Raw genomic sequence first — 18776 nt, 5'->3', positions numbered from 1 at the left:
CGCGATCTTTCCGATTCACTCCTCGCGCTTTAGGTCTTTGTTTTTACACATGTCGTTAGCGCAAAACCGCTCCACAGTTTTGCGCAACATGCTTTGGTCGCCGCCAGCTCGGGAAAGATTTATCCGCCCGGCCTTGCCTAAATCGGTTTCCTCAGCAGCGGGCTCCTGGAGCCAACATCCGGCTCGGTCTCTAATTGAATTCCAGCGCAATGGAATCCGGTCCGGCGAATAGCTGGATGAACCTGTCAAACCTTGAAATTGACTGCGACACGTGTCATATAGTGAGCGACAGATGACGCGGGAGAAAGATCATGGCCGTCGTGGCAAAAGCACCTTCCTCAGCAGCAGCGGGCGGTGGTGAACTGCAAAAAATAGAAGCATTGCTCGGTGGCGCGCGCATTCTGTCGCGCAGCCTGACCAATGGCCTCGACGCCCATGAGTTGCTCCTGCACGGCCTGCCTGCATCCGCACTGGATCATCTTGTCGGCACTCTCGTCGTCATCGGCAAGAACGAGTCCCTCGAAAAGGCGGTGGGCATGAGCTTGCGCACCTGGCAGCGGCGGAAGGATATGCCTTCCAAGCCGCTCAACCAGGAACAGAGCGGCCGCGCGTGGAAATTCGCCGAGATCCTCGCAAAGGCAACGGATATCTTCGGATCGCAGGCAGAGGCCGAACAATGGCTGGAGCGTCCGGCGGTCGGACTTGAGCAGCGCTGCCCGATCGATCTTCTCGGGACGCCCGCCGGCGTCGAGCTTGTCGAGGATCATCTCGATCGCCTGGAATACGGCGTCTATGCATGATCCTTTTGCCGATACCGCTCGGCGGGACCGAACTTGTCGCGTGGCGGCTCGATCAGGCCGTCAATGCACCGACTTGGGATAGCGGAGAAGGCGCCTATCGGGTTGGCGGCCGCTGGAACAGCAAGGGGGTTCGCGCGGTCTACTGCTCGCTCGATCCCGCGACGGCGATCCTTGAAGTCGCGGTCCACAAGGGGTTCCGGGCGCTCGATACCGTGGCGCATAGGATGACGGCAGCTGTCATTGCCGATGCTGGCGATATCCATGTTGTCGATCCGGGAAACGTGCCCAATCCCAACTGGTTGCGCCCGGGCATTCCCAGCGCGGGCCAGCAAGCCTTCGGAGACGATTTGCTTCGACAGCATCGTTTCGTCGCGATCCCGAGTGCGGTCTCGCGGCATAGCTGGAACCTGATTTTTCTGGCAGGCGGCGCGACGGGCGCCTATGCACTGAAGTTCCAGGAGGCCTTTGCCCTCGATACACGGCTGCAACCGCCCACGCCATGAACGAGCCCTGATTGCATCGTCCACCCCTATGACTCGATCTCGTTACATCAATCCGCCAAGTCGAATATTGCCGCTGCCTCTTAGTTGACACCGAGAAATTGCTTCAACTCCGCAGTCTGCGGATTGGCGAAGACATCCTCCGGCCGTCCTGCTTCGTGGACGCGGCCCTGGTGCATGAAGACGACGCGGCTGCAGACGTCGCGGGCGAACTTCATCTCGTGCGTCACCATCAGGAGGGTCATTCCCTCGGCGGCGAGTTCGCGCACGACGGCCAGAACTTCGGCGACCAGTTCCGGATCGAGTGCGGAGGTGATCTCGTCGCAGAGAAGTGCTGTCGGCTGCATGGCGAGCGCGCGGGCGATGGCGACGCGCTGCTGCTGGCCGCCCGAGAGCTCGTCGGGATAGGCGTCGAACCTGTGGCCCAGCCCCACCCGCTCCAGCATCTTGCGGGCGGTCGCCTCGGCTTCGGCTTTCGGCGTCTTCTTGACCACGGTCTGCGACAGCATGACGTTGCCGCCGACAGTCAGGTGCGGGAAGAGGTTGAACTGCTGAAAGATCATGCCGACCTTGAGGCGCAGTGCCTTCAGATGGACTTCGTCATCGAGGAGCTGCGCGCCGGCCACGGAGATGGAGCCGTCGGTGATGGTCTCCAGGCCGTTGATGCAGCGAAGCAGGGTCGATTTGCCCGAACCGCTCTTGCCGATGATGGCGATGACTTCGCCGGCCTCGACATCGAGATTGATGCCTTTCAGCACCTCGGTGGTGCCAAAGCTCTTGCGGACTTCAGTGATTTCGATGAGCGACATTGAGCTTCCTTTCCAGGATCTGGCTGCTTTTTGACAAAGGCCAGCAAAGGGCGAAGTAGATGAGAGCGACGAGCCCGTAGACGGTGAAGGGCTGGAAAGTGGCATTGGTGACGACTGTGCCGGCTTTCGACAATTCGACGAAACCGATGATCGAGGTCAGCGCCGTTCCCTTGACGATTTGCACGGAGAAACCGACCGTCGGCGGTATGGCGACCCTCAGCGCCTGGGGCAAGATGACATAACGCATCTGCTGCAGCCGACCCATGCCGAGGCTGGCGGAGGCCTCCCATTGACCCCGAGCGACCGCCTCGACGCAGCCTCGCCAGATCTCGGCGAGAAAGGCGGCACTCCACAGGGTGAGCGCCAATCCTGCAGCAAGCCAGGCCGGCACGTCGATCCCGAAGAGGCCGAGACCGAAAAAGGCGATGAAGAGCTGCATCAGCAGCGGCGTGCCCTGGAAGAGCTCGATATAATATTTCGCAAGCGCCCTGAAAGCCTTGCGCTTGCTGATGCGCAGGAACAGCAGCCCCAATCCGACCGCGCCGCCGCCGATGAACGAGACGAGCGAAAGCACGATTGTCCAGCGGGTGGCGAGCAGCAGGTTGCGCAAGATGTCCCAGAGGGTGAACTCGATCATCGTGCTGCTCTCCTCGGGAAAATGAACCCGCCGACCACCGCCAGCACCTGCCGGAGCAGGATCGCCAGCACTAGGTAGATGGCTGTCGAGACGATGTAGGCCTCGAAGGCGCGGAAGGTTCGCGATTGTATGAAGTTTGCGGCAAAGGTCAGATCCTCCGCGGCGATCTGCGAGACCACCGATGAGCCGAGCATGACGATGACGACTTGTGACGACAGCGCTGGCCAGATGCGTTGCAGGGATGGCACGAGAACGACATGCCGGAAGGTTTCGAAGCGCGTCATGGCAAGGCTTTCGCCTGCCTCGAACTGGCCCCTCGGGGTTGCCTGGATGCCGGCGCGGATAATTTCGCAGCTATAGGCGCCGAGATTGACGATCATCGCGAGGTTGGCCGCCGTCAGTTCGGAAAGCTTGAAACCAAGCGACGGCAGACCGAAGAAGATGAAAAAGAGCTGGATCAGGAACGGTGTGTTGCGGATCAGTTCGACATAGGTCGCAACGACAGGCTTCAGCCAGGCCGGGCCGAGTGCGCGCACCCAGGCACAGAAGATGCCAAGCGAGATGCCGAGCACCCCGCCGATCGCGATAAGCTCCAGCGTGATCAGTATGCCCTTGATGATCTCAGGATAATATTCAAGCAGCCAGCCGAATTCGAAATGGTAACTCAAGGAATTGTCCCCTCTTGTGGCGACGGAGCGTCATGTCATCCCGCGCGGGCGCGGGATGACATCCGTGAGACCGACCCTTAGAGATCCGACGGGAGATCGGCGCCGAGCCACTTCTGCGATATGGCGTTCAGCGCGCCATCGGTTTTGGCCGCAGCGATAATGCCGTTCACCTTCTCCAGAAGAGCTGCCTGTTCCTTGTTGAGACCGATGTAGCAGGGCGAGTTCTTGATGAGGAACTTCATCTCAGGGCGCTTGGGGGGATTTTTGGCGAGGATCGCAGCGGCCACGACGTTGCCGGTGGCGATGGTGTCGACCTGGCCGGACAGGAAGGCCGAGATAGTGCCGTTATTGTCCTCGTAGCGCTTGATCGTAGCGTCGGCTGGCGCGATCTTCGTCAGTTCGAGATCTTCGACAGCGCCGCGCGTGACGCCAATGCTCTTGCCGGCGAGATCTTCCACCTTGGCGATCGAAACATCGGCCGGTGCGAACACGCCGTTGAAGAAGGGTGCGTAGGCCGTGGTGAAATCGATCACCTTTTCGCGCTCGGCATTCTTGCCGAGGCTTGATATGACCAGATCGACTTTGTTCGTCTGCAGATAGGGAACGCGGTTGGCACTGGTGACCGGCACGAGCTCAGTCTTGACGCCCAGCTTTTCGGCAATGAGATTAGCCACATCGATATCGTAGCCCATCGGCGCCATATCGGTACCGACGCTGCCGAAGGGCGGGAAATCCTGCGGAACGGCGACACGCAGCGTACCGCGCGCCGTGATGTCGGCAAGAGCATCGGCGTGAGACGCGGAGCCGAAGCCGAAGGTTGCAGCCAGGGTCGCGATTGCGAAGAAGACTCGTCTTGTCAGCATGTTTTAATTGCTCCTTTGATGTTGTGGTTTTTTGGGTCTGACAGTTGGGAGACCGAGGGCACGGTCTTGGGAGGAAGTGACAGGGAACTGCGCAGTTCCGAGAGCGGATCCGGGCGCGTGGTCAGGTCGAGGCCCATTTCCACTTCGTCCAGATGGTCGACAGAGAGTTCCGCAGCTCTGACGAAATCGCCCGCTTGCATGGCCTCGAAGATCCGGCAGTGCCCGTCATGAGACTGTGCTGCGTGAAATTCAGACTGATAGAGCATCGAAATAAGGATCGTCCGCGCGGTGAGATCGCGGAGGATATCGACGATGATGGCGTTCCCGCTCAATTCTGCGATGCGGATGTGGAAATCACCCATCAAATAGGTCAGGCGCTGGCGGTCGCCCGCAGCCATTGCGGTCTTTTCCTCGTTCAAATGCGCGTCGAGAGCTTTGCGTCCCTCGTCCGTCAATACGCGCATGCTGCGCAGCAACCCGGCCTCGATGACACGCCGTGCCTCATAGACCGCGATCGCCTCTTCAGCGGACGGCTCGACGACAAACCAGCCTCGTCTTGGACTGACATGCACAATGCCGCGTGTTTCCAGGCGCATCATGGCTTCCCGAACGCGGGTTCGAGACACGCCGAAGAGCGTTGCCAGCTGGTTTTCGCTGAGACGCGTCCCAGGCCGGATTTTGGCTGAAAGAATCCCAGAGACGATCGTCTCCTCGATGGTCTTCTGTGTGGTCTCAGATGTCTGGCTATCTTGCATACAAGACAGGAAAGCAAAGCTCGTGCCAAAATTCTGCGTTCAGGATTTCCAAGATGTCTCGGATCCTTCCCCCTGGAATTTGCATGCTGGGAATGCAAACTGAGCGCAAATTGAGCGAGCCCACAATGCCTTGCGAACCCAAATCGGCGTAGGCCGCCCAAGGCCGACAAAGCCCCTTCCCTATCGAAAAGTTGCTTGCGGTTAGACCGGTTCGGCTTATATAGTCAGGATAGTCACTATAGTCAGGATAAAGCGAATGCGGCCATCACGACCAGAGGATAAAGGTTGGACCGTCGCCAGTGCGAAGGCCAAGCTGTCTGAGGTTATCGAACGCGCGCAAGCAACGCCGCAAACAATCATGCGCAATGGCAAACCAAGCGTCGTCGTCGTTTCGGCCGAGGAATGGCAGCGGAAGACCGCGCGCAAGGGCACCCTTGCAGAGTTTCTGATGCAATCGCCGCTGCGTGGCGCCGATCTGGACCTCGAACGGCAGCGCGACGAACCGCGTGATCTTCAGCTGTGAGACTTCTGCTGGACACTAATGTGCTTTCCGAGGTGACAAGGCCGCGTCCCGATGCACATGTCCTACAATGGCTGGACAGTCTCGACGAGGATCGCTCATTCATCAGCGTCGTATCGATCGCGGAGATCCGGCGTGGTGTTAAGTTGATGGAAAGCGGCCGAAAGCGCGACGCGCTGACTGAATGGCTTGCCCAGGACCTGCCGCAGCGCTTCGAGCAGCGTGTCATCCCTGTGGATCAGCCGGTTGCGATAGCTTGGGGCGACTTGATGGGGCTCGCAAAGCGAAGCGGGCGCGGCTTGTCGTCAATGGACGGCCTGATTGCCGCCACCGCGATTGCTCACGATCTCACCCTCGCCACTCGCAATATTAAGGATTTCGAGGGCTTTGAGATCGAGCTTGTCGACCCTTGGACCGAGCGCCCGTGACGATCCGCAGAGCGGACCCTCACGGGATCTTTCTTTAAGTTTTGTTGATGCAAATCGTTATCCCAAAACCGCTGCGCACTTTTGGGCGACATGCATTAGTTGAAACTCGAGGTTTTGAGGAATTCCGCCAGCCGTTCGGTCTTCGGATGCACGAACATGTCCTTCGGATCGCCCTCCTCGCCGATGATGCCCTGGTTCATGAAGATGACCCGTGACGAAACGTCGTAGGCAAAGCGCATCTCGTGCGTGACGAGCAGCATGGTCATGCCGTCGGCGGCAAGCCCCTTGATCACCTGGAGCACTTCGCCCACCAGTTCCGGGTCGAGCGCGGAGGTCACTTCATCGAACAGCATCAGCCTCGGCGACATGGCGATGGCGCGGGCGATCGCGACGCGCTGCTGCTGGCCGCCGGAAAGCTGTCCGGGATAGTGGTTCGCGCGGGCGGAAAGGCCGACACGATCGAGCCATTTTTCCGCGATTGCGCGCGCATCCGGCTTCGTCATTTTCTTCACCTTGACGAGGCCGAGCATGACGTTTTCAGCGGCGCTCATATGCGGGAAAAGATTGAACTGCTGAAACGCCATGCCGGTCAGCGCGCGCTGGCGCGCAATCTCCTTCTCGCTCTTGCGGCGCCGCGTTGCGCCTTCGGCGCGGTAACCGATCTCCTCGCCATCGAGGCTGATCGTGCCGCCCTGGAATTCCTCGAGCATGTTGATGCAACGCAGCAAGGTGGTCTTTCCGGAGCCGGACGAGCCGATGATAGAAATGACTTCGCCCTCCTGCACGGCGCAATCGACGCCCTTGAGGACTTCGTGGATGCCGTAAGTCTTGCGCAGACCCTGGATGTCGAGAATGGTCTTGGCCATCGGGGGAACTCCTCAGGACGGCAGGGCAGTCTTGCGTTCGACATATTTGCCGAAGTGCTCGATGCCGTAGTTGATGATGAAATAGAGTCCACCGGCCAGGAAATAGAACTGGAGGCTCATGAAATTGCGGGAGATGATCTCCTGCGTACGCAGGAGAAGCTCGGCGACGCCGATGACGGAGAGCAGCGTCGAGGCCTTCACCATCTCCGCCGCCGTATTCACCCAGGCCGGCAGGCACTGGCGCATCGCCTGCGGCCACAGCACCGAGGTGAAGGTCTGGGTAAAGGTCAGGCCGATCGCCTTGGCGGCTTCGGTCTGCCCCTTCGGGATCGCCTGAAGCGCCCCGCGCACGATTTCGCCGACATGGGAGGAGCAGAAGATGGCAAGGGCGAGCACGCCGGCAGAGAACGGCCCGAGATCGAGGCCGACGGCGGCCGAGACATAGTAGCTCGCGAGCACCAGCACGAGCACCGGCGTGCCACGGATGATATCCGTATAGGCGCGCACGGCCAGACGCAAAACAATGCCGCCATAGACGAGCGCCAAACCGACGAAAACGCCGAGTATAGAACCCGCGAGGATGGCCAGCAGGGAGATCGACACGGTCACGCCGATGCCGTTCATGATGACGTATCGGGCGATCCAGAGTTGTTCGAGAAAGGTGTGGGACATCAGGTCTATCTCGGCAGGGCCAGACGACGCTCGACGAAGCGCATCACGGCGGCGATGAGGAAACAGGTCGCGACATAGAGCGCTGATGTGACCATCCAGGTCTCTATGACGCGGAAGCTCTCGACATTGATCTTGCGGGCGGCAAACGTCAGTTCCGGCACCGCGATGGCGGCGGCGAGCGAGGTATCCTTGAAGAGCGAGATGATCGTCGAGGACAGCGATGGCAGCACGTTGCGCAGCATCAGCGGCGCGATGATGGAGCCGCGGATCTGCATCCCCGTCAGGCCGATGGCAAGCCCCGCTTCCGTCAGTCCTCTCGGAATAGACAGCAGCCCGGCACGGAACACCTCGGCCAGATAGGCGCCGGAATAAAGCGACAGAACCAGGACGAAGCTTTTTATCTTGTCGAGGCGCACGCCCATCTGCGGCAGCGCGAAAAAGACGAAAAGCACCAGAACGAGAATCGGCAGGTTGCGAATGACGGTGACATAGACCCGGGCCGGCACGGCCGCAAAGCGGCTCTTGGACGTCAGCGCGAAGGCCACCACAAGACCGATCGCGGCCCCGATCAGGATCGAGATCACTGCAAGACCGAGGCTGAGCGCGAGCCCGCTCAAAAGAAAATCGAAATTGCGCCAGACGGCAGCGAAATTCAACGTGTAACCCATACAGGCCGCCCTTTCAGACCAGAGCATGATGCCGAAAAGTCTGAGCGGTTTTCGGACGAAGTCATGCTCTCACTCTTTAAATGCGGAGCGGGAAACATGTCCCGCTCCGCATGGCTGTTACTTGAACTCGACCGGGAAGCCGATCTGCGGCGGCGTCAGATCTTTGCCGAACCAGGTCTTGAAGGACTTGGCGTAAAAGTCGAATTCGACGCCGGTCATGGCTTCGTGCAGGGCGGTGTTGACGAAGTTCAGCCAATCCTGATCGCCGCGCTTGACGCCGCAGGCGTAGGTCTGCGGGTTCCAGCCGTAGCCTGCATCTTTATAGCGGCCCGGGTTCTGCGTCATGTACCAGGCGAGCGACGACTGGTCCGTGGCGACTGCATCGGCACGTCCTGACTCCAGTGCCTGATAGATCAGGTCGACGGAATCGTATTGGTCGACGGTCGCCTCCGGCAGGGCCGCATGCACCATTGCCTCGGCGTAGACGTTTTGAAGAACCGAGATGGTAACGGAGGAACCGGCCGCCTTCAGGGCGGCGTAGTCGGCATATTTGCCGTCCGCCTTGAGCATCAAGCCGACACCCTCGCGATAATAAGGAATGGTGAAGGCAATCTGCTGGGCGCGCTCGCCGGTAACCGTCATGAACTGGCAGGTGATGTCGACTTTGTCGGTGGTAATGTTCGGGATGCGGGCGTCGGAGGACTGGTTCACATACTCGATCTTTTCAGGATCGCCGAAGAGCGCCTTGGCGATGATGTGGCCCATGTCGACGTCGAATCCCTGAAGCTTGTCGTCGGCGCTCTTGAAGTGCCAAGGCGCATTGGTGCTGCCCGTGCCGAGGACGAGATGGCCGCGGGCCAGCACTTCATCGAGCTTGCTGCCGTCGGCCAGCGCAGGCGTGGACAACAGAGCGGCGACGGCCAGCGACATCACGCCGGTGCGAAAGGAAATGGTCATGGCGTTCCCCTTATGGATGGTTCCTATTGTTCCAGTATAATGGACGCATGTCTGTTTTACTGGAACAGTGTTATGAAGTGCCATCAAGGATGAATTGTCAATGGGTCATGCCGAAAAAACGCGCAGTGGTGCGCGTGGTGATTTTTTCGGCAGTGCAGCATTGTTTTGTTGTTTAGAGGCTCAACATCATGCCCTTCCCGCTCAGCGACCCCAGCCATGCCGAAGGCGAAGGATGCGGTCTTCAGAGCGAGCGCCTTACGCGTTTGCGGTCGCAGCGCGGATCAGTGAACCCGCCGCCTCGCCTGCGGCTTCCATATAGGTCGGGTCGCGATGCAACAGAACGACGGCGAACGAACCATCGAGCAGCAGGAGGATCTGCCGGGCGAGCTGCGGCGCCTCCGTCTTGATTCCGGCCGCCTCGAAGGTGACCCGTAACCACGCCTCGACCCTCTTCTTGTGCTCAATCCCAACTTTCATGGCTGGATGGCCAGGCATATTGACGAGTTCCGCAGAGGTGCGCAGAAAGCCGCAGCCCTTCCATTTCGGATGGCGGGCCGCGCGGGCGAGATTGCGAAAGATGCCTTGCACCTTATCCGCCGGTTCGCCCGTCGTTTCCGCGTACCAGCGCTTGAACAGAGAGAGGTTAGGCTGGTCGCGCGCCTCCAGATAGGCCCCGATGAGATCGTCCTTGCTGGCGAAATGGTAGTAAAGGGTGCGTTTCGTGACACCGGCCTCTTCAGCCACCGCATCGACGCTGACGCTCCTGATACCCTCGTTGTAAAACAGCTTGGCGGCCGCCGAGATGATGCGTTCGCGCGTCGGGATTGGCTGTGAGATCATGTCGCTATGTATACCGACTAGTGAATATACACAAGCATCGACCGGCGGCATACTTCTCCCGACGCAGCATAGCGGAAAGGAAAACCGAATGGCCGACACTATTTTGATCGACTGCCACGATGGAATCGCCACGCTCACTCTCAATCGCCCGGAAAAGCTCAACGCGCTGAATTACGCCTTGATAGACCGCTTGCTCGCGATCCTCGACGCCATCGAAACCGACAGTTCAATTCGGGCGATCATCCTCACCGGCGCAGGCGAGCGGGCATTCTCGGCGGGTGGCGATATCTACGAATTCTCGCAAAGCGTGGCGCAGGGCGCCGATGTCGCCATGCGCGATTTCGTCGCGCGCGGACAGCGATTAACTGCGCGGCTGGAGGCCTTCCGCAAACCCGTCATCGCCGCCGTCAACGGTATTGCCTTTGGCGGAGGCTGCGAAATCACCGAGGCTGTGCCCCTCGCCATCGCCAGCGAACGCGCCCTGTTCGCCAAGCCCGAGATCAATCTCGCAATGCCGCCGACCTTTGGCGGAACGCAGCGTTTGCCAAGGCTTGCCGGCCGCAAGCGCGCCCTCGAATTGCTGTTGACGGGCGACGCATTCTCCCCGCAGCGCGCCCTCGAATTCGGCCTTGTCAGCCAAGTTGTCCCGCATGACGCTCTCATGCCGGCCGCCCACCACCTCGCGCGGCGCATTCTGCGTCATTCATCGCTGGCGGCGGCGAGCATTCTGACGGCGGTGACGCGCGGCATCAACCAGAGCATTGCGGAGGGGCTGCTGATCGAAGGCGAACAATTCGCCCGCATGGCGCCAACCGCCGATTTGCGCGAAGGGCTCGCCGCGTGGATCGAGCGTCGCAAGCCGAACTATCCCGGCTCGTGGTCGCTCGATTGATTGTTGCCAATGCTGCTGAGCATGGCTCAGTCAGCGTAATCAGAACTCTTCCCAATCGGACTTCAGTGCGGCCGAGGCTGACCCGCGCTGGATGGATGCGAGGGGCGAAGTACGAACGACTTTCAAAGCCGTCGGTGCGGCGGGGTGACGATCGGCCTGCGCAAACGAAGACCTCGATCTCGGCGCATCATTGAAACGGAACTGTTCAAGAAGCTCGAAGAGCGCGGCAGCCTCTCGGGCGAGACCATGGCTCGCAGCCGTCTGCTCCTCGACCATTGCGGCATTCTGCTGTGTTCCCTGGTCGACGGTGTTGATGGACTGGCTGATCCCGCCAAGCGCAGTCGATTGCTCGCGCGCCGCCTCCACGATCGCTGTGACGTTGGTATTGATTTCGTGAACCTGACTGGCGATTTCCTGGAGCGCGGATCCGGCATTCGTCACGAGGGCGACGCCGTTCGCGACGTGGGAACCGGACGCTGTGATCAGGCTCTTTATCTCCTTGGCAGCTTTCGCCGACCGCTGCGCCAGCTCACGGACCTCCTGGGCAACGACCGCAAACCCCTTGCCGGCCTCCCCCGCTCGTGCCGCCTCTACGCCGGCATTGAGCGCCAAAAGGTTCGTCTGGAAGGCAATCTCATCGATGACACCGATGATGTTGGAAATTTCGCGTGACGAGTTTTCGATCTGGTCCATCGCTCCAATGGCGTCACGCACCACCTGGCCGGAATGCTCAGCATGATTTCTGGCGCGCGCCACGAGTTGACCGGCCTCCTCGGCGCGGCGGCTCGAATCCTTGACCGTCGTCGTGATTTCCTCAAGGGCGGCGGCCGTCTCTTCGACGGATGCCGCTTGCTGCTCGGTACGCTTTGCCAGGTCGTCGGCCGCTGTGCGGATTTCGTTGGAACCGGCTGATATCGCCTTGGCATTTTCAGCAACCGTTGCCATTGCGCCCTTCAACTTCTCCGAGGCGCTGTTGAAGTCGGCACGCAACCTTTCCAGCGAAGGAATGAAAGGCTTCTGGATCATCTGCGACAGGTCACCATCCGCAAGGTTCGTCAGGCAACGGGCAAGTTGCTCGACATTTTCGACGCGCGCCGTGACATCGGTTGCGAACTTCACGACTTTGAACACTTTGCCGTTCAGGTCGAAAATCGGATTGTAGGAAGCCTGGATATAGACCTTCCGTCCGCCCTTGCCCACGCGCATGAATTCGTCGGCAACCAGCTGACCGCTCGCAAGTTTTCGCCAGAATTCCTTGTAAGCCTCCGACCTTGAGTAGTCGGCTTCACAGAAGATCGAATGATGTTTGCCCTGGATTTCGCCAAGCGAATAACCAAGCGCGGACAGGAAATTGTCGTTCGCGGTCAGGATTTCGCCGGCCGGCGTGAATTCGATAATCGCCTGAGCCCGGGACAATGCGTCGATCTTGCCCGAATCCTCGGCAGACCTCAGCTTCTGCGCAGTGATATCCGTTGCAATCTTGATGACCTTGACCGGCTTCCCGCGTCGGAACACGGGATTGTAGGATGCTTCGATCCAGACCTCGCGCCCGCCTTTCCCAACCCGTTTGTATTGTTGTTGATCGAATTTCCCGGCTGCGAGCTTCGTCCAGAAGGCCTTGTATTCCGTTGAGGATGTATAGGCAGGCTCGACAAACATGCTGTGATGTTTTCCGACAATCTCCCTCAACTCGTAGCCGAGCGCCCTGCAGAAGTTTTCGTTTGCGGTGAGGATCCTGCCCGATAGATCAAACTCGATCATGGCTTGCGAATTCGATAAAGCAGCAAGAGCCGCAACAGCATTTGCACCACGATCAAGAATACTCACTCGCAAATCCCCCTAGATTCATCGCTGTCGATCCAGCCATGTCGCGAATATTCGCTTGCGCTTATTAACGGAGATTTAATTATGAATATAACGTGCAGTATATTTTGTTTTCAAACAGCGTTGCGTCGATGAGGCACATCCTGGCAAAGGCCGCCGGCCCCTACCCTGCCGTGGGGCACCTCCGTCAGGTTCTTCGGGACCGCGGCCTACCGGCCACTCAGCCGCTTTTCAATTGCGCCATCGCCAGCAGGGTATCGGCGCTTATCGTCGCTGAACCGGTCAGGATCGAAAGTGCCGTCGACGTGGTGCCTGTGCCGTTGGTCATGTCATACATGGCAGTGAAGCGTTTGATCAGATCGTCGACTTTGTCAGGATCCGACAGATCCTCGATGTCGACAAAATTGTCGATCATCTCGGCTTGCTTGTCGACGTCCATGTTCGAGACGTAGCTGGACAGGTTGAAGGTCGTCGTAAAGAACTCGAAGAGTGCGCTGTCGCCTAGAATGCTATAGGCGCTTGAGATCTCCGGCGCCTTGCGCTGGAAGTAGAGGGCAAGGCGCACGCCGGTGTTGCTGTCGCCTTGGTCGTCTTCGAGCGTTAGCCTGACATAGGCATCGATCGTCTCCAGCACATCGCCGCGCTGCTGCACAGTCCCGGTCGGATCAGCGGAAATATTGCCGTCCTGATCGAAATTGAACGCGCCGACGAGTTCGGCGAAACGATTGTCGTCCAGCTTGTTGACGTAACTGCCTTCGTCGTCGAGATCGGAAGAAAACATCTCTTCCAACGCGTCCGACGTGACATCAGCAGGATCGAGCCCCTTCGCCTCGAGCGCGAAGGAAACCAGGCGATCGTCGGCCAGGAATTCGCTGGCCGTGCTGATCGTCGCCATCTGCTCGCGAAAATAGGTGATCTCCTCGTCCGCCGCATCGGTCGCTTCGGTAAGTTCGTCACCCTCGAGGTATCGGATCTTGTTCTGCTTGTAATAGGCGGCGTAGTCGTCGACGACAGATTCCGACATGGCTTGCAGCGGTACGGTCACATCGCCATTGCTGTCGAAGTTAAAGGCTTTGCGAAAGGCGACGAACCGGTCATCGTCGAGGCTGTTGACATAGCTTTTCGAGTCCGAGGGATCGCTTTCGAGAATTTTCCGGACCTCGCTTCTCGAAACGCTGTCCGGGTCTATGTCATAGGCTCGCAACGCCATTTCCCACAGTTCCGGGAGATCGTCGTTGTCGTCATCGTCGTCGTCATCATTGGACACCAGGAAATCATCGATCGAGGTGACGCTGGCGATGCGTGTCGTATAGTTGTCGACGGCATCTTCGCTGTCGGTGTTGGCGATCAGCACCTCATAATTTTCATCGAAGGCCGCCGTGGTGGCGGCGGTCTGTTCCGATGTCTGGGCCGTGTCGCCATCGGCAAGAGCGCCGTCTTCATCGAAATTGAAGGCATCGTGCAGTTCGGACAAGCCGATCGCGTCGGCGAGGTCGGCGCTTTTCAGCGCCGCGGAAATGAAGTTATCGGTTTCGCTATCGGTAAGCCCATAGGCAGTTCTCAGATACGAAACCAGTTTGTCGTCGCTCATCAACTCATCGACGGAGGTGACGTTGCCGATTTGCGCCGCGAAATAAGTGTCATAGGCCTCGCCGGTTTCCGAGGAAGCGATCGTCGCCGAGGCCACCGCATAAGCGCTTGTGACCAGCGAGATCTGGTCTTCCGACATCACGTCGCCGTCGGTCGAGCCATCCTCGTTGAAGTTGAAGGCCTTCGCCAGGTTGACATAGACCTCGTCGTCGAGCTGGTTGACGAAACTATCGGCATCGTCGACATCGCTCGTCAAAACACTCTTCAGGAAGCTGGTCGCGGTATATTCGGTGCTGAGACCGAAAGCCGTCAGCACATAGTTCTTCAGCTTGGAACTCGACAGAAGATCGTCGACCGAGGTGATCGACGAGATATTCTCTTCGAAATAGTCCGTCGCGTCGGCGATATCGTCCTCCTCGGTGTCGAAGGACTCCTCATACGCATCAAGCAGATTATCTCGCTGGACGTCCGATTGCGCCGTCTTCGTCTCGCCAGCGAATTTGAAGGCGGCGGCGAACTCGGCATAGCGGGTGTCGCTCAAGCTATTGGCGAAGCTCGATGAATCGCTGAGATCGCTCTCCAGCACCTTCTTCATGAAGGCCTTAGCATATGTCATGTCTTCAAGGCCGTAGGCCTTCATGGCATAGGAATAGAGCTTGTAATCGCTCATGAATTCATCGACGGTCGTGACCTTGTCGATGTTTTCCTTGTAGTAGGCGCTGTCGCGGGCAACCGTTGCCTGTGAAGCCACGTTCGAGAGGCTGGCGTTCAGATTTCGCGCGACCGTGAGATAGCTTACATAGGTGGAAACCAACGTCTGTCCCTTTCATAGACACGGCGGTGCCGCGCGAAAGCCTGCTGGCAGTCACGGGTGAACATTTTCATCTCTGCGGGAATGTCCGTCGCCGGTCATGGCGAAGCGCAGCCACCTACATGTGGCCGAATCAACTTAATAGAACTCTATAGTTCTATAATTTATCCAATGCGGAATTGGAAGCGAAAGTCAAGGGTTCGCGTTTTGCCGGACGAAAGCGCGAGGAGCGAATCTGACAGATTGCGATGCGCTTTAGAACAGGATCCAGATTTTAGACCGACCCGGCCTAAAATCTGGATCCTGTTCTAAATTAAGTAATCGGAGCATGATGTCGTCCGAAAACCAATCACACTTTTTGGCATCACGCTTCAGGCGGCGCCGACGCCTGCGGCAAAGATGGCAATGCAGCGGCGAAGATGGGCAAACAGTTGAGCCCGATCGGGCCAGGCCCGCGCGCGCCCTTCCGGCGGACCCATGCCGCCGAGGATCATATCCATCAGCATCCGGGCTCCACTCGCCGTATCGTCCAGCGTCAATCTGCCTTCCGACCGGCGTTCGCTCAGCCAGTCGGCGAGATGCTGCCGGCTGGCAAGCATGCCTTCGCGCTGCAGGATATCGATAAGTTCGGGAAATTGCGCCGCTTCGCGAAAGACGAGTTGCAGGAAGCCAGTACGATCGGCATCCTTGTCCTCATCCATATCGATCATGAAAATGCGCTCGAGGCTCGCGGCAATCGAGATATCTTCGGCAGGCCTGGGCAGATCGAGCATCAGGCGTCGATGCGCGCCGACCACGGCGGCAAACAACTCTTCCTTGCTCTGAAACAGCTTATAGAGCGTCTGCTTCGAAACGCTCGCCTCGGAGGCGACGATCGCCGTCGTGCTTCCGGCATAACCGTATTTGACGAAGACGCGGCCGGCGACTTCGACGATATGCGCCCGCTTGTCCTCGTCGCTGGAAACTTTCGGTCGACCGCGTTTGCGCGGCTCGTCCGCAGGTTCGTCGATAATATCCATAACGGTCTAGACCACCCTGCCGAAACACGTGCCGACGACCTGAGAACGTAGACTACGATTTCTGAGGGGCAATTTTTTCGGTTGTGGCATTAGTGATTTCGATTTAGAGAACTTAACAGTTCTGTAATGCGTTGCATCCTCACCCTCCTAGCGATGGAGCGCTTATGACGACCATTTCCGCTGCAACATCAGTCTCTTCCTATTCCTATAGCAAGCACTCGACATCCGCATCCGAGGAGATCCTATCCTCTAATACGGTTTCGTCGGCAAAAGCAACCAAAAGCGGGCAGCTCGATGAAGACACGTCCAGCAGCGCCGACAAACTCCTGTCCCAGCTGATGACGCTGTCGATGAACCGCTTCTCCGATCAGTCGGTATCGGGCGAGGATGAGGATGGCGGCGAAGGCACGGACGTTGCCCAATTGGACAGCGATGGCGACGGCTACGTGAGTAAGGCCGAGTTCGTCGCGGCCCGGCCGTCCGAGGTGACGGAGGACCAGGCCAACACGCTTTTCAACAGCTTCGACAGCGAAAGCACTGGCTCGCTATCGGTCGATGCGCTGACCGAGGCGATGTCGGCTGAGCAGTCGCAACGCCCGGGCGGACCGCCGCCGCCCGCCGGCGGCGACGATCTTGCATCCCTGCTCTCCGATCTCGATACCGATGGCGACGGCTCCATCAGCAAGGACGAGTTCGTAGCAGGCCGACCGTCCGATGTGACGGAAGACCAGGCCGGCACGCTTTTCGACAGCTTCGACAGCGAAGGAGCGGGTTCGCTGTCGGTCGATGCGCTGACCGAGGCGATGTCGGCCGAGCAGTCGCAACGTTCCGAAGGACCGCCACCGCCGCCGCCCGCAGAAGACGACCAGTCTCAATCCCTGCTCTCCGATCTCGATACGAATGGAGACGGGCTAGTGACATTGGACGAGTTCATGGCAGGCAAGCCCGAGGACGTCACCGAAAGCCAGGCGAGCCAGCTCTTTAGTCTGCTCGACACGTCCGACACCGGTTCATTGTCCCTTCAGTCCGCGGGCTGACGGCGGATACGGAGCGTCGCCATTGCAATTGCTGGAGAAACTGCAATGAGACGATCTGAAGCGGCCCGGCCGTGGAGCTGGCAGAGCCTTCAGCCGGGCCGTTCCTGAAATACTGAAACGTTGGTGCGCCGCCACAGGCGCACGATACTAGCGCGCGGATGAGCCGAAGCGCCTATCGCCATCACGGGGTCAGTCCAGACAATCAGATCATCGACCGGTGTCGGCCTTGTCCGGCGCCAGCGATGTCGTGCGCCCGCAATCCGGGCCCTGGAAGCCTGTCGTCACATGGCATGTTCCCAAACCATAAAGGAATCGAGCCATGAGCATTTTTGGAAGCATGAAAACCGCCGTCTCCGGCATGAGCGCCCAGGCAAACCGGCTGAGCACGGTTTCCGACAATATCGCAAACGCGAATACCGTCGGCTACAAGGCCGTCTCCACCTCCTTTTCGTCGCTGGTCCTGCCGTCTTCCGCGGGCAATTACAATTCGGGCGGCGTTCAGACATCGGTGCGCCAGGCGATTTCCCAACAGGGCGACATTTCCTATACGACCTCGGCCTACGACCTGGCGATCTCGGGAGACGGGTTCTTCATCGTGGAAAGCGCCGACGGCACGCCTGTGCTCACCCGGGCCGGCGACTTCTCGGTCGACAGCGACGGCAACCTCGTCAACGGCGCCGGTTTCACGCTAATGGGATATTCCTATGATTCCGGCGTGCCGGCGGTGGTCGTCAACGGCTTCGACGGACTGGTGCCGGTCAACGTATCACAATCGGGGTTGAGCGCCGTCGCTTCGAGCAGCGCCTATTTCAGCGGCAACCTGAATTCCGAAGCGACCGTCGTCACGGATACGACGACGCTGCCGAGCGCCAACACGGCAAGCGTCACCGACGACACGCAAAAGATGTCGCTGGTTGCCTATGACAGCCTCGGCGGCACCGTCCAGTACGACTATTATTTCACCAAGACCGGCGTCACGACGGATGCGAGCGGCGCGGTCACCGGCAGCACCTGGGAGGTCGCGGTTTACCGCAATGCCGATGCAGCCACCGGCAGCACGACATCCTTTCCCTACTCCTCCGATGCCGTGAGCGTTGCAACGCTCTCCTTCGACGCCGATGGCCAGCTGACCTCCGCGACCGACACCGACATCGTCGATCCGGTAACGGCAAAGACGGTCACCATGGACTATTCCGACTTTACCCAGCTTGCCTCCGACTTCTCGGCGACGGGCTCCGCAGACGGCCAGGCCGCAAGTGCGGTGAGCTCGGTATCTATCGGTGCGGACGGCGTGGTGTCGGTCTCCTATGCGAACGGCGCGACAAAGGCTCTCTATCAGATCCCTCTCGCGACGGTCGCCAGCCCCGACAATCTGACGCTGCTCAGCGGCAACGTCTACAGTGCCAACGGACTGTCCGGCGTCACGGTCACCGGCTTCCCGCAGACGAACGGGCTTGGCTCCATCCAGTCCGGCGCTCTCGAAAGCTCGAATGTCGATCTCGCCGGCGAACTGACGGAAATGATCGAAGCGCAGCGCAGCTATACCGCCAATTCGAAGGTGTTTCAGACCGGCTCCGATATCATGGATGTCCTCGTCAATCTGAAACGATAGGGAGGGCG

The 18776-nt window shown here is 59.2% G+C and carries 20 protein-coding genes; 7 read left to right on the top strand and 13 right to left on the bottom strand.

Annotation, left to right across the window (positions count from 1 at the left end):
- Window positions 1-311: 311 nt before the first annotated feature.
- Both A6U98_RS34020 and A6U98_RS34015 read left to right on the top strand, forming a co-directional pair.
- A complete protein-coding gene (locus A6U98_RS34020) occupies window positions 312-800 on the top strand; it encodes a DUF2384 domain-containing protein (RefSeq protein WP_064655600.1) in 489 nt (162 codons plus the stop codon).
- Entirely contained in the window at window positions 797-1303 is a 507-nt protein-coding gene (locus A6U98_RS34015; protein ID WP_064655599.1) for an RES family NAD+ phosphorylase, read from the top strand. The genes A6U98_RS34020 and A6U98_RS34015 overlap by 4 nt, the downstream gene beginning before the upstream one ends.
- A gap of 80 nt (window positions 1304-1383) precedes the next feature.
- On the opposite strand, the gene A6U98_RS34010 is transcribed toward A6U98_RS34015, so the two are convergent.
- The 5 genes from A6U98_RS34010 to A6U98_RS33990 all read right to left on the bottom strand — a co-directional run bounded on the left by A6U98_RS34010 (window position 1384) and on the right by A6U98_RS33990 (window position 5032).
- Complete coding sequence (locus A6U98_RS34010) at window positions 1384-2109, bottom strand: amino acid ABC transporter ATP-binding protein (protein ID WP_064655598.1); 726 nt, start codon at window positions 2107-2109, stop codon at window positions 1384-1386.
- On the bottom strand, window positions 2087-2746 hold the full coding sequence (locus A6U98_RS34005; RefSeq protein WP_064655597.1) for an amino acid ABC transporter permease: 660 nt from the start codon (window positions 2744-2746) through the stop codon (window positions 2087-2089). The genes A6U98_RS34010 and A6U98_RS34005 overlap by 23 nt, the downstream gene beginning before the upstream one ends.
- The gene (locus tag A6U98_RS34000; RefSeq protein WP_064655596.1) at window positions 2743-3414 is read right to left on the bottom strand and encodes an amino acid ABC transporter permease; all 672 of its coding nucleotides are present in this window, start codon (window positions 3412-3414) and stop codon (window positions 2743-2745) included. The genes A6U98_RS34005 and A6U98_RS34000 overlap by 4 nt, the downstream gene beginning before the upstream one ends.
- Window positions 3415-3491: 77 nt before the next feature.
- Entirely contained in the window at window positions 3492-4277 is a 786-nt protein-coding gene (locus A6U98_RS33995; protein ID WP_064655595.1) for a transporter substrate-binding domain-containing protein, read from the bottom strand.
- A complete protein-coding gene (locus A6U98_RS33990) occupies window positions 4271-5032 on the bottom strand; it encodes a GntR family transcriptional regulator (RefSeq protein ID WP_064655594.1) in 762 nt (253 codons plus the stop codon). The genes A6U98_RS33995 and A6U98_RS33990 overlap by 7 nt, the downstream gene beginning before the upstream one ends.
- 256 nt (window positions 5033-5288) lie before the next feature.
- On the opposite strand from A6U98_RS33990, the gene A6U98_RS33985 reads away from it, so the two are divergent.
- Window positions 5289-5555 (top strand): type II toxin-antitoxin system prevent-host-death family antitoxin, encoded by a 267-nt coding sequence (locus A6U98_RS33985; RefSeq protein ID WP_064655593.1) that lies wholly within the window; start codon window positions 5289-5291, stop codon window positions 5553-5555.
- Window positions 5552-5980 carry a type II toxin-antitoxin system VapC family toxin gene (locus A6U98_RS33980; RefSeq protein ID WP_064655592.1) on the top strand — a complete coding sequence of 143 codons (429 nt, stop codon included), beginning with the start codon at window positions 5552-5554 and terminating at the stop codon, window positions 5978-5980. The genes A6U98_RS33985 and A6U98_RS33980 overlap by 4 nt, the downstream gene beginning before the upstream one ends.
- 95 nt (window positions 5981-6075) lie before the next feature.
- Here the strand turns inward: A6U98_RS33980 and A6U98_RS33975 are convergent, their stop codons facing one another.
- The 5 genes from A6U98_RS33975 to A6U98_RS33955 form a co-directional block, all read right to left on the bottom strand.
- Window positions 6076-6846 (bottom strand): amino acid ABC transporter ATP-binding protein, encoded by a 771-nt coding sequence (locus A6U98_RS33975; RefSeq protein WP_064655591.1) that lies wholly within the window; start codon window positions 6844-6846, stop codon window positions 6076-6078.
- A gap of 12 nt (window positions 6847-6858) precedes the next feature.
- Window positions 6859-7518 (bottom strand): amino acid ABC transporter permease, encoded by a 660-nt coding sequence (locus A6U98_RS33970; RefSeq protein ID WP_064655590.1) that lies wholly within the window; start codon window positions 7516-7518, stop codon window positions 6859-6861.
- A 5-nt stretch (window positions 7519-7523) separates the two neighbouring features.
- Entirely contained in the window at window positions 7524-8186 is a 663-nt protein-coding gene (locus A6U98_RS33965) for an amino acid ABC transporter permease (protein WP_064655589.1), read from the bottom strand.
- A gap of 117 nt (window positions 8187-8303) precedes the next feature.
- Window positions 8304-9143: a transporter substrate-binding domain-containing protein gene (locus tag A6U98_RS33960; protein ID WP_027686391.1), complete on the bottom strand. Its 840-nt coding sequence runs from the start codon at window positions 9141-9143 to the stop codon at window positions 8304-8306.
- A gap of 255 nt (window positions 9144-9398) precedes the next feature.
- The gene (locus A6U98_RS33955; protein WP_064655633.1) at window positions 9399-9983 is read right to left on the bottom strand and encodes a TetR/AcrR family transcriptional regulator; all 585 of its coding nucleotides are present in this window, start codon (window positions 9981-9983) and stop codon (window positions 9399-9401) included.
- 88 nt (window positions 9984-10071) lie between these two features.
- Between A6U98_RS33955 and A6U98_RS33950 the strand changes: the two genes are divergently transcribed.
- Window positions 10072-10875: a crotonase/enoyl-CoA hydratase family protein gene (locus tag A6U98_RS33950; protein WP_064655588.1), complete on the top strand. Its 804-nt coding sequence runs from the start codon at window positions 10072-10074 to the stop codon at window positions 10873-10875.
- A gap of 39 nt (window positions 10876-10914) precedes the next feature.
- On the opposite strand, the gene A6U98_RS33945 is transcribed toward A6U98_RS33950, so the two are convergent.
- The 3 genes from A6U98_RS33945 to A6U98_RS33935 form a co-directional block, all read right to left on the bottom strand.
- A complete protein-coding gene (locus tag A6U98_RS33945; protein ID WP_064655587.1) occupies window positions 10915-12702 on the bottom strand; it encodes a PAS domain-containing methyl-accepting chemotaxis protein in 1788 nt (595 codons plus the stop codon).
- Window positions 12703-12919: 217 nt separating this feature from the next.
- Window positions 12920-15103, bottom strand: a complete 2184-nt coding sequence (locus tag A6U98_RS33940) for a DUF1217 domain-containing protein (RefSeq protein WP_064655586.1) — start codon at window positions 15101-15103, stop codon at window positions 12920-12922.
- A gap of 368 nt (window positions 15104-15471) precedes the next feature.
- On the bottom strand, window positions 15472-16119 hold the full coding sequence (locus tag A6U98_RS33935) for a TetR/AcrR family transcriptional regulator (protein ID WP_064655585.1): 648 nt from the start codon (window positions 16117-16119) through the stop codon (window positions 15472-15474).
- A gap of 164 nt (window positions 16120-16283) precedes the next feature.
- Here A6U98_RS33935 and A6U98_RS33930 point away from each other — a divergent pair, with 164 nt between their 5' ends.
- Both A6U98_RS33930 and A6U98_RS33925 read left to right on the top strand, forming a co-directional pair.
- Window positions 16284-17156, top strand: a complete 873-nt coding sequence (locus tag A6U98_RS33930; protein WP_064655584.1) for an EF-hand domain-containing protein — start codon at window positions 16284-16286, stop codon at window positions 17154-17156.
- 319 nt (window positions 17157-17475) lie between these two features.
- Window positions 17476-18768 (top strand): flagellar hook protein FlgE, encoded by a 1293-nt coding sequence (locus A6U98_RS33925; RefSeq protein WP_064655583.1) that lies wholly within the window; start codon window positions 17476-17478, stop codon window positions 18766-18768.
- Window positions 18769-18776 lie beyond the last annotated feature (8 nt).

Origin of the sequence: Rhizobium sp. WYCCWR10014 (assembly GCF_001657485.1) — a bacterium.
GTDB lineage: Bacteria > Pseudomonadota > Alphaproteobacteria > Rhizobiales > Rhizobiaceae > Rhizobium.
The sequence above is the reverse complement of the archived record's forward strand: the minus strand, read 5'-3'. Positions and strand labels throughout refer to the sequence as shown.